Origin of the sequence: Burkholderia sp. BCC1999 (assembly GCF_905339975.1) — a bacterium.
Lineage (GTDB): Bacteria > Pseudomonadota > Gammaproteobacteria > Burkholderiales > Burkholderiaceae > Burkholderia.
In genome coordinates this window covers 20,349-35,871 of the sequence record NZ_CAJPHP010000026.1, presented here as the reverse complement: position 1 = coordinate 35,871, position 15,523 = coordinate 20,349, and the positions used below count along the sequence as shown (strand labels likewise).

The window sequence follows — 15,523 nt, the reverse complement described above, 5'->3', positions numbered from 1 at the left end:
GAAACCGGCATGCGCGGCGCGAACGGCGCCGCGCATGCCGTCGGCAGGGTGCCGGGCCGGATGGGCCCGCACCCGTGCCGCCTGGAACGTCCGGGGCCCGGCACATGGCGCGTGATGCGCCTGTCGTGTCGTCCGCGCCCCGGCCGTCTCCGTCTTTCGTTTCTCCGCAGCATTCTCGATACACGAAACGTATGGATCTCTCGATTGCGGCGATCCTCGCGCAAGACGGCATCACGACCGGCGCCATTTATGCATTGCTGTCTCTGGCGCTCGTGCTGGTGTTTTCCGTCACGCGGGTGATCTTCATTCCCCAGGGCGAATTCGTCGCCTACGGTGCGCTGACGCTAGCCGCGTTACAGGCGCAGAAATTCCCGGCCACTTGCTGGCTGCTGTTTGTGATGGGCATCGCGTGCTTCCTGCTCGAAGTCGGCGGCCTGATCCGGCATCGCGAACGCCGCCATCAACTCGGCCGCACGCTCGCGACGCTCGGTAGCCGCTACATCCTGCTGCCGCTCGCGGTGTTCGCGATCACGCGCAGCTTTGCCGCGCAGCCGATGCCGATGCTTGCGCAGATCGCACTGACGCTCGCGATCGTCGTGCCGATGGGGCCGTTCGTCTACCGGCTCGTCTACCAGCCGATCGCCGAAGGCACGACGCTGCTGCTGCTGATCGTGTCGGTTGCCGTCCACTTCGCGATGGTCGGCCTCGGGCTCGTGATGTTCGGCGCGGAAGGCTCGCGTACCAACGGGTTCTCGGATGCGTCACTCGCGGTCGGCAGCATGACGGTGTCGGTGCAGAGCATCCTGGTCGTCGTCACGGCGCTCGTGCTGATCGGTGCGCTCTACGTGTACTTCGGCCGCACGATCGCCGGCAAGGCGCTGCGCGCGACGTCGGTGAACCGGCTCGGCGCGCGGCTAGTCGGCATCGGCACGACCGAAGCGGGGCGGCTCGCGTTCACGTTCGCGGCGGGGCTCGGCGTGCTGTCCGGGATCCTCGTCGGCCCGCTGACGACGATCTACTACGACTCGGGTTTCCTGATCGGCCTGAAGGGCTTCGTCGGCGCGATCATCGGCGGGCTCGTCAGCTATCCGCTCGCGGCCGCCGGCTCGCTGCTCGTCGGCGTGCTCGAATCGTATTCGTCGTTCTGGGCGAGCGCGTACAAGGAGGTCATCGTGTTCACGCTGATCATTCCGGTGCTGCTGTGGCGGAGCTTCGTGACGCCGCACGCGGAAGAGGAAGAGGAGTGACGCGATGAAGACGATGGTACGCAACAAGACCTTCTGGGTGTTTCTCGTGGTGCTGTTCGCGTTGCCGGTGCTGCCCGGCGCGCTGCAGGTGCCCGAGTACTGGATCACGCTGCTGAACTATATCGGCCTCTATGCGATCGTCGCGATCGGGCTCGTGCTGCTGACGGGCGTCGGCGGGATGACGAGCTTCGGCCAGGCCGCGTTCGTCGGCATCGGTGCATATGCGACCGCGTTCCTGACGACGCACTACGGCGTGTCGCCGTGGCTCGCGCTGATCGTCGGCGTCGTATTGACCGCGGTTGTCGCGCTCGTGCTGGGCGCGGTCACGATGCGCCTGTCCGGCCACTTCCTGCCACTCGGCACGATCGCGTGGGGCCTCGCGCTGTTCTACCTGTTCGGCAACCTCGAACTGCTCGGCAAGTACGACGGGATCAACGGGATTCCGGCGTTGAACCTGTTCGGCATCACGCTCGAAAGCGGCCGCAGTCTGTACTTCCTGATCTGGGCCGTCGTGCTGGCCGCGATCGTGTCGGTGCAGAACCTACTGAACAGCCGCCCGGGACGCGCGATCCGCGCGCTGCGTGGCGGCGGCGTGATGGCCGAGGCGATGGGCGTGAACACCGCGTGGATGCGCGTGGTGATCTTCGTCTACGCAGCGGTGCTGGCAGCCGTGTCGGGCTTCCTGTACGCGCATCTGCAGCGTGCGGTGAACCCGACCCCGTTCGGCCTGAACCACGGGATCGAATTCCTGTTCATGGCCGTGGTCGGCGGTGTGTCGCACGTGTGGGGCGCGGTGCTCGGCGCGGCGATCCTCACCGTGCTGCAGGACTACCTGCAGACGCTACTGCCGAAGCTGCTCGGCTCGGAAGGCAACTTCGAGATCATCGTGTTCGGCGTGCTGATGGTGCTGCTGCTGCAGTACGCGCGCCAGGGCGTCTGGCCGTTCGTTGCGAGGCTGTTCCCGCGCGGGCCGCGCGCGCACGTGCCCGAGCAGGCCGATCCGCTGCCGCAACGTGCGAAGCCGGTGGCCGGCGAGCCGCTGCTCGTAGTCGACAACGCGCGCAAGCAGTTCGGCGGGCTCGTGGCCGTCAACGACGTCAGCTTCGATGTGAAAGCGGGGCAGATCATCGGGCTGATCGGCCCGAATGGCGCCGGCAAGTCGACCACGTTCAACCTCGTGACGGGCGTGCTGAAGCCGACAGGCGGCACGATTACGTTCCGTGGCGAGCGCATCGACGGGCTCACGTCGCGCCAGATCGTCCGCCGCGGCATCGGCCGTACGTTCCAGCACGTGAAGCTGCTGCCGGCGATGACGGTGCTCGAGAACGTCGCGATCGGTGCGCATCTGCGTGGCCATACGGGCGTCTGGCGCAGCATCGCGCGGCTCAACGCACACGAGGAGGCGCAGTTGCTGGCCGAAGCCGCACGCCAGATCCGCCGCGTAGGGCTTGAAAAGCACATGTACGACGAAGCGGGCAGCCTCGCGCTCGGCCAGCAACGGATTCTCGAAATCGCACGCGCGCTGTGCTGCGATCCGACGCTGTTGCTGCTCGACGAGCCGGCTGCGGGGCTGCGTTACCAGGAGAAGCAACAGCTCGCCGACCTGCTGCGACGGCTAAAGGCCGAAGGCATGAGCGTGTTGCTCGTGGAACATGACATGGATTTCGTGATGAATCTCACCGACCGGCTGGTGGTGATGGAGTTCGGCACGCGGATCGCGGAAGGGCTGCCGCAAGATGTGCAGCAGGACCCGGCCGTGCTCGAAGCGTATCTGGGCGGGGTGGAGTGATGACGGGCACGACAATGCCGATTCTCGAAGTGCGCGGGCTGGCGGTCCGGTACGGGAAAGTGGAAGCACTGCACGGCGCGGCGATCAAGGTCGGCGCCGGGCAGATCGTCAGCGTGATCGGCCCGAACGGCGCCGGCAAGTCGACGCTGCTGAACGCGATCATGGGTGCGTTGCCGGTGACGGGGCATGCATCGGGCGCGGTCGTGTATCGCGGCAACGATGTCGGCGCGTTGCCGGTCGAGCAGCGTGTCGCGCGCGGGATGTGCCTCGTACCGGAAAAGCGCGAGCTGTTCAGCACGATGACGGTTGAAGACAACCTCGTGTTGGGTGCGTATCGGCGCAAGCTGGCTGGCGAATCGAACTTTCTCGACCAGCTCGATCACGTGTTTGCACTGTTTCCGCGGCTGAAGGAGCGCCGCAAGCAGGCGGCCGGCACGCTGTCAGGCGGCGAGCGGCAGATGCTCGCGGTCGGGCGCGCGCTGATGGGCAAGCCTGACCTGCTGATGCTCGATGAGCCAAGCCTCGGGCTCGCGCCGCTGATCGTGAAGGAGATCTTTCATATCATCAGCGCGTTGCGCGGTACAGGCGTCGCGACGCTGCTGATCGAGCAGAACGCGCGGGCTGCGTTGCAGATATCGGACTACGGCTATGTGCTGGAGACCGGTGAGTTTGCACTGGAAGGGCCGGCTGCCGAGCTCGCGCAGAATCCGCGTGTGATCGAAACGTACCTTGGGCTGGCGAAGAAGACGGCTTGATGGTTGTGGCAGTTGGCGGGAAACGGGCGGCGTGTTTCACGTGAAACACGCCGTTTTTGTTTGTGGGGTGCCGGTATACGACGGCTAGTGACCGGGTATAAGTGCCAGGGAAACAGTCGGAAGTTCTGTGTGATAGCGCTGGTCGAGGCGCCAGCAGCGCGGATGGACGGTTCGACGCATCGTTCGCGGAGGGCTGCCGCTTGTTCCACAGGCCGAGGATGTGCCGGGCCACAGGGGATTAGTGTCGGGCGAATCGTCGGAAAATCTGAGAGGAAGAGGGCGGGCGCGGTCGCACAAGATGTTCCGTCCGGGTTGTCGTGCGGAGCACGGGCATAGTCGTGACCGGGGGATAAGTGCGAGGGAAACAGTCGGAAGTTCTGTGTAATAGCGCTGGTCGAGGCGCCCACAGCGCGGATGACGGTTCGACGCATCGTTCGAAGAGGGCTGCCGCTTGTTCCACGGAACGAGGATGTGTCAGGTCGCACAGGATGTTCCGTCCGGGTGGTCGTGCGGAGCACGGGCATAGTCGCGAGGAAAACAGTCGGAAGTTCTGTGCAATCGCATTGTTCGAGGCGCCCACAGCGCGGATGACGGCCCGACGCATCGTTCACGGAGGGCTGCCGCTTGTTCCACGGAACGAGGATGTGCCACGTCACAGGGGATATCTGTCGAGCGAACCGTCGGAAAATCTGTGGGGAAGAGGGCGGGCACGGTTGCACAGAATGTTTCGTCGGTGTTGTCATGCAGGGCCCGGGTATCGAATGGGTGTGTGTTTCACGTGAAATTTCCCCGCAAGCGAATCTTCGCACAGGCGCCACAATGTGCTGACAAGCGGGCTGGAAGCGTTGCCGGAGCGGGCTCTGCGCCACGGATTCATCGGCCGATCACGGAAAAATCGACGAAATGCACAGACCCTACCATTCGGACGGCATTCGGGTGAAAAGCGAACCCGCTATAATTCGGCCCATACATTTCTCTGATAGGTTCGTGCGCAGCTCTGCGTGCGGAATCCACCATGCTTTTTCCCACAGAATTTGACGTCATCGTCGTCGGTGGCGGCCATGCCGGCACTGAAGCCGCGCTGGCGTCCGCCCGTATGGGCGCGAAGACGCTGCTGCTGACTCACAACATCGAAACGCTCGGGCAGATGAGCTGCAATCCGTCGATCGGCGGCATTGGCAAGGGCCATCTGGTCAAGGAAGTCGACGCGCTGGGCGGCGCAATGGCCGCGGCGACGGACGAGAGCGGTATTCAGTTCCGGATCCTCAATTCGTCGAAAGGCCCGGCCGTGCGGGCGACGCGCGCACAGGCCGACCGCATCTTGTACAAGGCGGCAATCCGCCACCGGCTCGAGAACCAGCCGAACCTGTGGCTGTTCCAGCAGGCCGTCGACGACCTGATGGTCGAAGGCGACCGTGTGGTGGGCGCCGTCACGCAGATCGGCATCCGCTTCCGCGCCCGCGCTGTCGTGCTGACCGCCGGCACGTTCCTCGACGGCAAGATCCACGTCGGCCTGAACAACTACACGGGTGGCCGTGCAGGCGATCCGGCGGCCGTGTCGTTGTCGTCGCGCCTGAAGGAGCTGAAGCTGCCGCAGGGCCGCTTGAAGACCGGTACGCCGCCGCGTATCGACGGCCGGACGATCGACTTCTCGCAGCTCGACGAGCAGCCGGGCGATCTCGATCCGATCCCCGTGTTCTCGTTCCTGGGCCGCGCGGAGCAGCATCCGCAGCAGCTGCCGTGCTGGGTTACGCACACGAACGAGCGCACGCACGACATCATTCGCGGCGGCCTCGACCGTTCGCCTATGTATACAGGCGTGATCGAAGGTGTCGGGCCGCGCTACTGCCCGTCGATCGAGGACAAGATCCATCGGTTCGCATCGAAGGAATCGCACCAGATCTTCCTCGAACCGGAAGGGCTGACGACCAACGAGTACTACCCGAACGGGATCTCGACGAGCCTGCCGTTCGACGTCCAGCTCGAGCTCGTGCATTCGATGCGCGGCCTCGAGAACGCGCACATCCTGCGCCCTGGCTATGCGATCGAGTACGACTACTTCGACCCGCGCGCGCTGAAGGCGTCGCTCGAGACGAAGGCGATCAACGGACTGTTCTTTGCGGGCCAGATCAACGGCACGACGGGCTACGAAGAAGCGGCAGCGCAGGGCCTGCTGGCCGGTCTCAATGCGGGCCGCTACGTGCAGGAGAAGGACGCATGGTGCCCGCGCCGCGATCAGGCTTACCTGGGCGTGCTGGTCGACGATCTCGTGACGCGTGGTGTGGCCGAGCCTTATCGGATGTTCACGAGCCGCGCCGAGTACCGCCTGAGCTTGCGTGAAGACAATGCCGACATGCGACTGACCGAGATCGGCCGCGAGCTGGGGCTCGTCGACGACGCGCGCTGGGACGCATTCAGCCGGAAGCGCGACGCTGTTTCACGTGAAACCGAACGCCTGAAGTCGACGTGGGTCACGCCGAAGACACTGCCGCCGGAAGAGGCGACTGCACTGCTGGGCAAGGCGATCGATCACGAATACAGCCTCGCCGAGCTGCTGCGCCGCCCGGGCATCAGCTACGACGGCGTGTGCGACCTGAAGGGTGGCGAATGCGGCCCTGCGGAGCCGCTGAGCGACGATCCGGTGCTGCTCGAGCAGATCAAGGAGCAGGTCGAGATCGGCATCAAGTATCAGGGCTATATCGAGCGCCAGGCATCCGAGATCGAGCGCAACGATGCGAACGAGAACACGCGTTTGCCGGACGGCATCGATTACCGCGAAGTGCGCGGGCTGTCGTTCGAAGTGAGCCAGAAGCTGAACGAGTTCCGGCCGGAAACGATCGGGCAGGCTTCGCGTATTTCGGGCGTCACGCCGGCGGCAATCTCGCTGCTGATGGTGCACCTGAAGCGTCGCGGCCTGGGCCGCCGGAATGGCCCTGCCACTGAGGCAACGGAGCAGGGGGACGGCGCTGTCCCGACGCAACAATGACGGCGCGTCGCGCGCCGGCGGTTAATCGGGACGTACTGGAACAGATGCTTGTCGAAGGCACGACGGCGCTCGGCCTCGCGCTGACGGATGCACAACGCAACCAGCTGCTCGACTATGTCGCGCTGCTCGGCAAGTGGAACGCGGTCTACAACCTGACCGCGATCCGCGACCCGAAGCAGATGCTGATTCAGCACATCCTCGATTCGCTTTCGATCGTTCCGCATCTGCGTGGCCGCGCATCGGCGCGCGTGCTCGACGTCGGCTCGGGCGGCGGGCTGCCCGGCATCGTGCTGGCGATCGTCGAGCCCGACTGGCAGGTCACGCTGAACGATATCGTGCAGAAGAAGTCTGCATTCCAGACGCAGATGCGCGCGGAGCTGAAGCTGGCGAACCTGTCGGTCGTCACCGGCCGAGTCGAATCGCTGCAGCCGGGTGTCGAAGTGCCAGAAAAATTCGACATGATCGTGTCCCGCGCTTTCGCGGATCTATCCGACTTCGTTAAACTTGCTCGACATCTGGTCGCGCCGGGCGGATCGATCTGGGCAATGAAGGGCGTTCACCCGGATGACGAAATTGCGCGCTTGCCGGAAGGCAGCCGCGTGAAGCAGACGATACGGCTGGCGGTGCCGATGCTCGATGCCGAACGGCATCTGTTCGAAGTGGCCGTCGACGACGCGAATTGAAGGCGCGCGGTAGCGCGCCGTTTGTTTGAAGGTAAAGGGAACACACCAACGATGGCAAAGATCTTCTGCGTTGCGAACCAGAAGGGGGGCGTCGGCAAGACGACGACATCGGTCAATCTCGCCGCAAGCCTTGCAGCGCAGGAGCAACGAGTCCTGTTGATCGATCTCGACCCGCAGGGCAACGCGACGATGGGCAGCGGGATCGACAAGGCCGCCTGCGAATCGACCGTGTACGAAGTGCTGATCGACGGCGTGTCGGTGACCGACGCGCGCATCCGCCCGGACGGCGTCACCTACGACGTCCTGCCCGCGAATCGCGAGCTGTCGGGTGCCGAGATCGAACTGATCAGCATCGACAACCGCGAGCGCCGGCTGAAGGCGGCGCTCGAGCACGTGGCCGACGACTACGATTTCGTGCTGATCGATTGCCCGCCGACGCTGTCGCTGCTGACGCTGAACGGGCTGTGCGCGGCACATGGCGTCGTGATCCCGATGCAGTGCGAGTACTTCGCGCTGGAGGGGTTGTCCGACCTCGTCAACACGATCAAGCAGGTTCACGCGAACATGAATCGCGACCTGAAGATCATCGGCTTGCTGCGCGTGATGTTCGACCCGCGTATCACGCTGCAGCAGCAAGTCTCCGATCAACTGAAAGCGCACTTCGGCGACAAGGTGTTCGACGCGGTGATTCCGCGCAACGTGCGCCTGGCGGAAGCGCCGAGTTACGGGTTGCCGGGCGTCGTGTTCGACCGCAACTCGCGCGGTGCGCAAGCGTATCTCCAGTTCGGAGCCGAGATGATCGAGCGCGTGCGCGCGTTCGAGGTGTCGTGATCCGGACATGAGCGAAGCGAGGAAGAAAGACATGAACGCGGTACCAAAGAAGAAGGGCTTGGGACGTGGCCTCGAAGCGCTGCTCGGCGGCAGTGCCGATATCACCGAAGCGGTGAAGATCGAAGGGGCGCCGAACACGCTCGCGCTCGGCAAGCTGCAGGCTGGCAAGTACCAGCCGCGGACGCGGATGGACGAGGGCAGCCTGCAGGAGCTCGCCGCGAGCATTCGCGCGCAGGGCGTGATGCAGCCGATCCTGGTGCGGCCTATTTCATCAGACAAATACGAGATCATCGCGGGCGAGCGGCGTTTCCGCGCGGCGCGCCTGGCCGGCCTCGATGAAGTGCCGGTGCTCGTGAAGGACGTATCCGATCAGGCCGCCGCCGCGATGGCGCTGATCGAGAACATCCAGCGCGAGGATCTGAACCCGCTTGAAGAAGCGCACGGTATCCAGCGCCTGCTCGACGAATTCGGTTTCACGCACGAACAGGCGGCCGAATCGGTCGGCCGTTCGCGCAGCGCGGTGTCGAACCTGCTGCGCCTGCTGAACCTCGCGTCGCCGGTACAGACGATGCTGCTGGCCGGCGATCTCGACATGGGCCACGCGCGTGCGCTGCTCGCCGTCGATGCGGCGACGCAGATTACGCTCGCGCATCAGGTCGTCAACAAGCGCATGTCGGTGCGCGAGACCGAGAAGCTGGTGTCGCACACGACGAAGGAAGCGCCGGCCGTGAAGGCACGCGCGAAAGACGACGGCGGCCGCGACACGCGCCGTCTCGAGGAGGAGTTGTCTGACCTGCTCGCGTCGACCGTGAAGATCAAGCTCGGCCGCCGCGGGCGCGGGCAGGTATTGATCGACTTCGGCAATCTCGACGCGCTCGAGGGCATTCTCGCGCGGCTGCGCGGTAACGTCGCGACCGAAGAGTAACGCGGTGCCGATGGAGAAAGCCGGCGCACCTGCGCCGCGCCGGTGGCTCGGCTGGCTTGCGCAGGAACCGGTTCTGTCGGTGCTTGCGCTCGGCCTGATCGTGCTGCAATGGGTGCGCCCGCAACCATTTGCGGTACTCGCCGGTCGCGTCGACTGGCAAACCGTCGCGACGCTCGCGGGCCTGTTGATGCTGACCAAGGCACTCGAGTTGTCCGGCTGCCTGATGTGGCTCGCACATCGCATCGTTCATCACGTGCACTCCGAACGCGGGCTCGCGATGCTGCTCGTCGGATTCGCCGCGGTGCTGTCGATGTGGCTCACCAACGACGTCGCACTGTTCGTCGTCATGCCGTTGATGGTGTCGCTGCGTGCACTGACACCACTGCCGTTCCGGCGCCTCGTGATCGTCGTCGCCTTGGCCGTCAATGCAGGGTCCGTCGCGACACCGCTCGGCAATCCCCAGAATCTTTTCCTGTGGCAATTGAGCGGCGTGTCGTTTGGCCGCTTCGTGGTCACGCTCGGGCCGCTCGCGCTCGCGCTGATGGGGCTGCTGCTTGTGCTGACCGCATGCGTGTTTCGCGCGAAGCCTCTCGACCTGTCCGGCGATGCCACTGCGTTGCCCGTACAACGCATGCACGCGCTGATCGCGGCGGTGCTGTTCGCGGCGTTCGTGCTGCTCGCCGATGCGCATCATCCGCTGCCCGGTCTCGTCGGTGTCGCCATCGTGCTGCTCGCCGTCAAACGCGACGCAGTCCTAAAGATCGACTGGCTGCTGCTGCTGATCTTCGTACTGATGTTCGTCGTGCTGCGTACTGCGGCTGCGCTGCCCGTCGTGCACGACACGATTGCGAATGCGCAACTCGATTCGCCGCTGCGTGTCTACGCCGCCGGCGCGCTCCTGTCACAGGTAATCAGCAACGTGCCGGCCGCGATCCTGCTGTCGGAATTCGCGCACGACTGGCGCGCGCTCGCATTCGGCGTATCGGTCGGCGGTTTCGGTTTCGCGATCGGCTCGCTCGCGAACCTGATCGCGGTGCGTCTCGCGAAGGAGCCGCGCATGTGGCTGCCGTTTCATCTGGTGTCGATTCCGTTCGCGCTCGTGAGCGCGATACTCGGTGCGTGGCTGCTCGTTCACGGTTGAGCGAGGCGGGTGCGCGCGGCACAGATATGCGAGTCGGGTGGTTGGGAGGAGGGCACAGCGTTCGCTGTGGCTATAGGTTGTTGATAAGTGCCGCAACCCACAGTCGAACATCTGTGGCGGCGCGACAACTGATTGGACTTAACGATGCATGAGCGTCGGATCGAAATTCGCACGTTGCGTGCGCTCGATCGGTCACAGCCTTTCGTGTGTTCCGGGGCGTCGCGCGGCGTCATTCCGGATCGCTGTTCCACCGCACGTTCCCCGCGGCGATCGCGCCGCTCCGTCCGGGCCCGCATCGGACGTCGTTTCCCGTCATTTCCGCCTTCACCGGCTTTTTTCGAGCAAGAAATACCGGTGCAAAAAATTGACCTTACAACTGTCATCGTACGTCGTCGAATCGGGCGTTTTTTCACATGATGAGGCGTCGTTTTATGCAGGTTTTTGTCGCTTCTAAAGCCTTGAATCACTTGCAACTATCGCTTACAATCGCCCGGATTTGTTAGCTAGGCACCCCTGAAAGCTTTCAGAAAGCTTGGGGTCGGGTTCAAGGACTTTGCGGAAGATTGCGATGGCGGGTCAGGCGCCGGACGACAGGCACGATGATCAGCGCACGCAACGCACCGCTTCGGCGGCCGGCGAGTGGCGCGAATCCGACGATGACTGGGATGTCGAGCAGCAAGATAACAACATCGTTCCGCTTACACGGACAGAAGCCGAGAGGCTGTTCGGTCCGGACGTGAGCAAGCCCTCGCGCGTGACCCCCTACAAGGTGGTGTTCGCGCAAGTGGTCCTGTCCCTGGTTGCAACGCTGGCGTGGTGGCTGTTTTCGAAGTCGCCGGGCGCCGCTGCGCAATCCGCGTTTCTGGGCGGAGCGATCGGCTGGGTGCCAAGTGCGGTATTCGTGGCACGACTGAAGGCAGGTGGCTCGGCCACCGTGATGAGCTGGGTGATGGGCGAAGCCCTGAAGCTCGCTCTGACGATCGGGATGTTCACTGCAGTGGCGTTCGGTTGGGCCGGCGTGCACTGGGTGCCGTTCCTCGTCACGTACCTCGTCGTGCTGAAGACGTACTGGATCGCGCTGGCCTGGCGGTAAGGAACAAGCAGCGTGCGGTTTCGACAACGAACCGCACCGGCCCGTTCCCGCAATAGCGTGTTGCGGAACAGGCAAAACGATTTTCGACAATTTGGGTGGCATTAACGATATGGCAGCTAGCGAAGGCACGCGCGGTCCGGATCCGTCCGAGTACATTGCGCACCACTTGCAGAATTTCTCCACCTCGCATCAGACGTCGATTTTCGACATTCACGTCTGGAATCTCGACACGCTGTTCTGGTCGATCGTTTGCGGCATCGTGACGTTCGTCCTGCTGCGTCTGGCTGCCCGCAAGGCGACGTCGGGCGTGCCGGGCCGTTTCCAGTGCGCAATCGAGATGCTCGTCGAAATGGTCGAAGACCAGTCGAAGGCCATCGTCCACGGCAATCGTACCTTCATCGCTCCGCTCGCCCTCACGGTGTTCGTGTGGGTCGCGCTGATGAACGCCCTCGACTTTCTCCCGGTCGACCTGCCGGGCCGCGTGATCGGCCTGCTGGGTCTGTCGGACGTGATTTCCCACCATCGCATCGTCCCGACTGCCGACCTGAACGGCACGCTCGGCATCGCGCTCGGCGTGTTCGTCCTGATGATCTACTACAGCATCAAGATCAAGGGCGCGGGCGGCTTTGTGCATGAGCTGCTGTCGGCCCCGTTCGGCGCCCACCCGCTGCTGTGGATCCCTAACCTCGCGCTCAACATCGTCGAATATCTCGCAAAGACCGTCTCCCTCGGTATGCGGTTGTTCGGCAACATGTACGCGGGTGAGCTGTTGTTCCTGTTGATCGCCCTGCTCGGCAGCATGTGGAGCTTCGGTGGCGATGCAACGTTCCTCGGCTTCGTTGGCCACGTGATCGCGGGCAGCGTCTGGGCAATCTTCCACATCCTGATTGTTCTGTTGCAGGCATTCATTTTCATGATGCTGACGCTGGTGTATCTCGGCCAGGCGCACGACAAGCACTAAGCGCGGCGTGCAAGAAAGAGTTTCCGTTTTAGTTTTTTAAATCTCAGTTCCAAGTCTTTTCACAAAGGAGTGATCATGCAAGCTTACATCGCCAACATCCAGGGTCTGACCGCCATCGGTATCGGCATCATCATCGGCCTGGGTGCAATCGGCGCCTGTATCGGTATCGCGCTGATGGGTGGCAAGTACATCGAAGCCTGCGCACGTCAGCCGGAACTCATCAACCCGCTGCAAACGAAGATGTTCCTGCTGGCTGGTCTGATCGACGCGGCATTCCTGATCGGCGTGGGTGTTGCAATGCTGTTCGCGTTCGCGAACCCGCTCCTGTCGAAGCTCGCAGGCTAAGGTTCCTCGGAAATATGCGTCCGGCGCAAGCCGGCGCAGGGCGGAACGGAGACTTGGGGCGCTGATCGAATGCAACTCGATGAGCGCCTTACCGTTTCATTTTTCCGGAATAGCAGATAAGGAAACACCGTGAATCTCAACGCAACTCTGTTTGCGCAAATGGTCGTGTTCCTGGTCCTCGCGTGGTTCACGATGAAATTCGTGTGGCCGCCGTTGATCAACGCCCTCGACGAACGTTCGAAGAAGATCGCCGACGGCCTCGCCGCCGCCGAAAAGGGCAAGGCGGAACTCGACGCAGCGCACAAGCGCGTGGACCAGGAACTCGCGCAGGCCCGCAATGACGGCCAGCAGCGCATCGCCGACGCTGAAAAGCGTGCCCAGGCGGTCGCCGAGGAAATCAAGGCCAACGCCCAGGCTGAAGCCGCCCGCATCGTCGCTCAGGCGAAGGCGGAAGCAGAACAGCAAATCGTGAAGGCGCGCGAAGCGCTGCGTGGCGAAGTCGCCTCGCTGGCCGTGAAGGGCGCCGAGCAGATCCTGAAGCGCGAAGTCGATCAAACGGCCCACGCCCAACTGCTGAATCAACTGAAAGCCGAGCTCTGATCATGGCCGAACTTGCAACCATCGCCCGCCCTTACGCAGAAGCGCTGTTCCGCGTGGCCGAGGGCGGTGACATCGCCGCCTGGTCCACGCTCGTGCAAGAGCTGGCCCAGGTTGCGCGTCTGCCGGAAGTGCTGTCGGTCGCGTCGAGCCCGAAGGTGACGCGCACGCAAGTAGCCGAGTTGCTGCTTGCTGCGGTGAAGTCGCCGCTCGCGGCTGGCGCCGAAGCGAAGAACTTCGTGCAGATGCTGGTCGACAATCATCGCATCGCGCTGCTGCCGGAAATTGCCGAGCAGTTCGAGGCGCTTAAGAACGAACGTGAAGGTGCAGCCGACGCCGAGATCGTGAGCGCGTTCCCGCTGAACGGCGCGGATCTCGACAGTCTCGTCTCGGGCCTCGAACGCAAGTTCAAGCGCAAGCTGAAACCGACGGTCGAAGTCGATTCGTCGCTGATCGGCGGCGTGCGCGTGACGGTCGGCGACGAAGTGCTCGACACCTCGGTTCGCGCGCGCCTCGCATCGATGCAGGCTGCCTTGACCGCCTGAGCGCCACGCCGGCACGCAACAGAATTGACTATCAGGAGCGAATAATGCAACTCAATCCCTCTGAGATCAGCGAGCTGATCAAGAGCCGGATCCAGGGCCTTGAAGCGAGCGCAGACGTTCGCAACCAGGGCACCGTGATCTCCGTGACCGACGGTATCGTGCGTATCCACGGCCTGTCGGACGTGATGCAGGGCGAAATGCTCGAGTTTCCGGGCAACACGTTCGGTCTCGCGCTGAACCTCGAGCGCGACTCGGTCGGCGCGGTGATTCTCGGCGAATACGAACACATTTCGGAAGGCGACATCGTCAAGACGACGGGCCGCATTCTCGAAGTCCCGGTTGGTCCGGAACTCGTCGGCCGCGTGGTCGACGCGCTCGGCAACCCGATCGACGGCAAGGGCCCGGTCAACGCCAAGCTGACCGACGCGATCGAAAAGATCGCCCCGGGCGTGATCTGGCGTAAGTCGGTGTCGCAGCCGGTGCAGACGGGCATCAAGTCGATCGACGCGATGGTGCCGATCGGCCGTGGCCAGCGTGAGCTGATCATCGGCGACCGTCAGTGCGGCAAGACCGCGGTGGCGCTCGACGCGATCATCAACCAGAAGGGCAAGGACCTGATCTGTATCTACGTCGCGATCGGCCAGAAGGCTTCGTCGATCATGAACGTGGTTCGCAAGCTCGAAGAAACGGGCGCGATGGAATACACGATCGTCGTCGCCGCTTCGGCTTCGGATTCGGCAGCGATGCAGTACCTCGCGCCGTACGCCGGCTGCACGATGGGCGAATACTTCCGCGACCGTGGCCAAGACGCGCTGATCATCTATGACGACTTGACCAAGCAAGCCTGGGCATACCGTCAGATCTCGCTGCTGCTGCGCCGCCCGCCGGGCCGTGAAGCGTACCCGGGCGACGTGTTCTATCTGCACTCGCGTCTGCTGGAACGTGCGGCTCGCGTGTCGGAAGAGTACGTCGAGAAGTTCACGAACGGCGAAGTGAAGGGCAAGAGCGGTTCGCTGACGGCACTGCCGGTCATCGAAACGCAGGCTGGCGACGTGACCGCGTTCGTTCCGACGAACGTGATCTCGATTACCGACGGCCAGATCTTCCTGGAAACCGACCTGTTCAACGCAGGCATCCGCCCGGCAATCAACGCCGGCGTGTCGGTGTCGCGAGTCGGTGGCGCCGCTCAGACGAAGGTCGTGAAGAAGCTGTCGGGCGGTATCCGTACCGACCTCGCGCAGTACCGTGAACTGGCCGCATTCGCGCAGTTCGCATCGGACCTCGACGAAGCGACCCGCAAGCAGCTCGAGCGCGGCCGCCGCGTGACGGAACTGCTGAAGCAGCCGCAGTACCAGCCGCTGCAGGTCTGGGAACTGGCCGTGTCGCTGTACGCCGCGAACAACGGCTACCTCGACGACCTCGACGTCAAGCAAGTGCTGTCGTTCGAGAAGGGCCTGCGCGAAAACCTGAAGACCAGCCACGCTGACCTCATCAAGCGCATCGAAGACACCAAGGATCTCTCGAAGGACGACGAAGGCGCACTGCGCTCGGCGATCGAATCCTTCAAGAAGTCCGGTGCCTATTGATCCGCGAGTGACACACTGAGGCCGCGCGGGTGCTGAGGC

The 15,523-nt window shown here is 63.6% G+C and carries 14 protein-coding genes; all 14 read left to right on the top strand.

Translation table 11 applies throughout. The annotated features are described in order from the left end of the window. The first annotated feature begins 191 nt into the window (after positions 1-191). The 14 genes from U5809_RS29345 (at position 192) to atpA (ending at position 15,484) form a co-directional block, all read left to right on the top strand. A complete protein-coding gene (locus U5809_RS29345) occupies positions 192-1,247 on the top strand; it encodes a branched-chain amino acid ABC transporter permease (RefSeq protein ID WP_322089070.1) in 1,056 nt (351 codons plus the stop codon). Positions 1,248-1,251: 4 nt separating this feature from the next. After that, positions 1,252-3,036 carry a branched-chain amino acid ABC transporter ATP-binding protein/permease gene (locus U5809_RS29340; protein ID WP_322089069.1) on the top strand — a complete coding sequence of 595 codons (1,785 nt, stop codon included), beginning with the start codon at positions 1,252-1,254 and terminating at the stop codon, positions 3,034-3,036. Further along, positions 3,036-3,791 (top strand): ABC transporter ATP-binding protein, encoded by a 756-nt coding sequence (locus U5809_RS29335; RefSeq protein ID WP_176049126.1) that lies wholly within the window; start codon positions 3,036-3,038, stop codon positions 3,789-3,791. The genes U5809_RS29340 and U5809_RS29335 overlap by 1 nt, the downstream gene beginning before the upstream one ends. Positions 3,792-4,806: 1,015 nt before the next feature. Continuing rightward, positions 4,807-6,777 carry a tRNA uridine-5-carboxymethylaminomethyl(34) synthesis enzyme MnmG gene (gene mnmG / locus U5809_RS29330; protein WP_322089068.1) on the top strand — a complete coding sequence of 657 codons (1,971 nt, stop codon included), beginning with the start codon at positions 4,807-4,809 and terminating at the stop codon, positions 6,775-6,777. Continuing rightward, complete coding sequence (rsmG, locus tag U5809_RS29325; RefSeq protein WP_322089067.1) at positions 6,774-7,460, top strand: 16S rRNA (guanine(527)-N(7))-methyltransferase RsmG; 687 nt, start codon at positions 6,774-6,776, stop codon at positions 7,458-7,460. The genes mnmG and rsmG overlap by 4 nt, the downstream gene beginning before the upstream one ends. A gap of 51 nt (positions 7,461-7,511) precedes the next feature. Beyond that, the gene (locus U5809_RS29320; RefSeq protein WP_176049120.1) at positions 7,512-8,291 is read left to right on the top strand and encodes a ParA family protein; all 780 of its coding nucleotides are present in this window, start codon (positions 7,512-7,514) and stop codon (positions 8,289-8,291) included. 31 nt (positions 8,292-8,322) lie between these two features. Further along, on the top strand, positions 8,323-9,216 hold the full coding sequence (locus U5809_RS29315) for a ParB/RepB/Spo0J family partition protein (protein WP_011546803.1): 894 nt from the start codon (positions 8,323-8,325) through the stop codon (positions 9,214-9,216). 10 nt (positions 9,217-9,226) lie between these two features. Next, positions 9,227-10,357 carry an SLC13 family permease gene (locus U5809_RS29310; protein ID WP_322089066.1) on the top strand — a complete coding sequence of 377 codons (1,131 nt, stop codon included), beginning with the start codon at positions 9,227-9,229 and terminating at the stop codon, positions 10,355-10,357. Positions 10,358-10,925: 568 nt separating this feature from the next. Continuing rightward, complete coding sequence (locus tag U5809_RS29305) at positions 10,926-11,450, top strand: ATP synthase subunit I (RefSeq protein WP_176049115.1); 525 nt, start codon at positions 10,926-10,928, stop codon at positions 11,448-11,450. Between the two features lie 109 nt (positions 11,451-11,559). Beyond that, on the top strand, positions 11,560-12,411 hold the full coding sequence (atpB, locus tag U5809_RS29300; RefSeq protein WP_069746380.1) for a F0F1 ATP synthase subunit A: 852 nt from the start codon (positions 11,560-11,562) through the stop codon (positions 12,409-12,411). A gap of 75 nt (positions 12,412-12,486) precedes the next feature. Next, on the top strand, positions 12,487-12,756 hold the full coding sequence (atpE, locus tag U5809_RS29295; RefSeq protein WP_006482730.1) for a F0F1 ATP synthase subunit C: 270 nt from the start codon (positions 12,487-12,489) through the stop codon (positions 12,754-12,756). Positions 12,757-12,885: 129 nt separating this feature from the next. Further along, positions 12,886-13,356 (top strand): F0F1 ATP synthase subunit B, encoded by a 471-nt coding sequence (locus U5809_RS29290; protein WP_006751767.1) that lies wholly within the window; start codon positions 12,886-12,888, stop codon positions 13,354-13,356. 2 nt (positions 13,357-13,358) lie between these two features. Next, positions 13,359-13,898 carry a F0F1 ATP synthase subunit delta gene (locus U5809_RS29285; protein ID WP_034188172.1) on the top strand — a complete coding sequence of 180 codons (540 nt, stop codon included), beginning with the start codon at positions 13,359-13,361 and terminating at the stop codon, positions 13,896-13,898. A 44-nt stretch (positions 13,899-13,942) separates the two neighbouring features. After that, positions 13,943-15,484 (top strand): F0F1 ATP synthase subunit alpha, encoded by a 1,542-nt coding sequence (atpA, locus tag U5809_RS29280; protein WP_021160444.1) that lies wholly within the window; start codon positions 13,943-13,945, stop codon positions 15,482-15,484. Positions 15,485-15,523 lie beyond the last annotated feature (39 nt).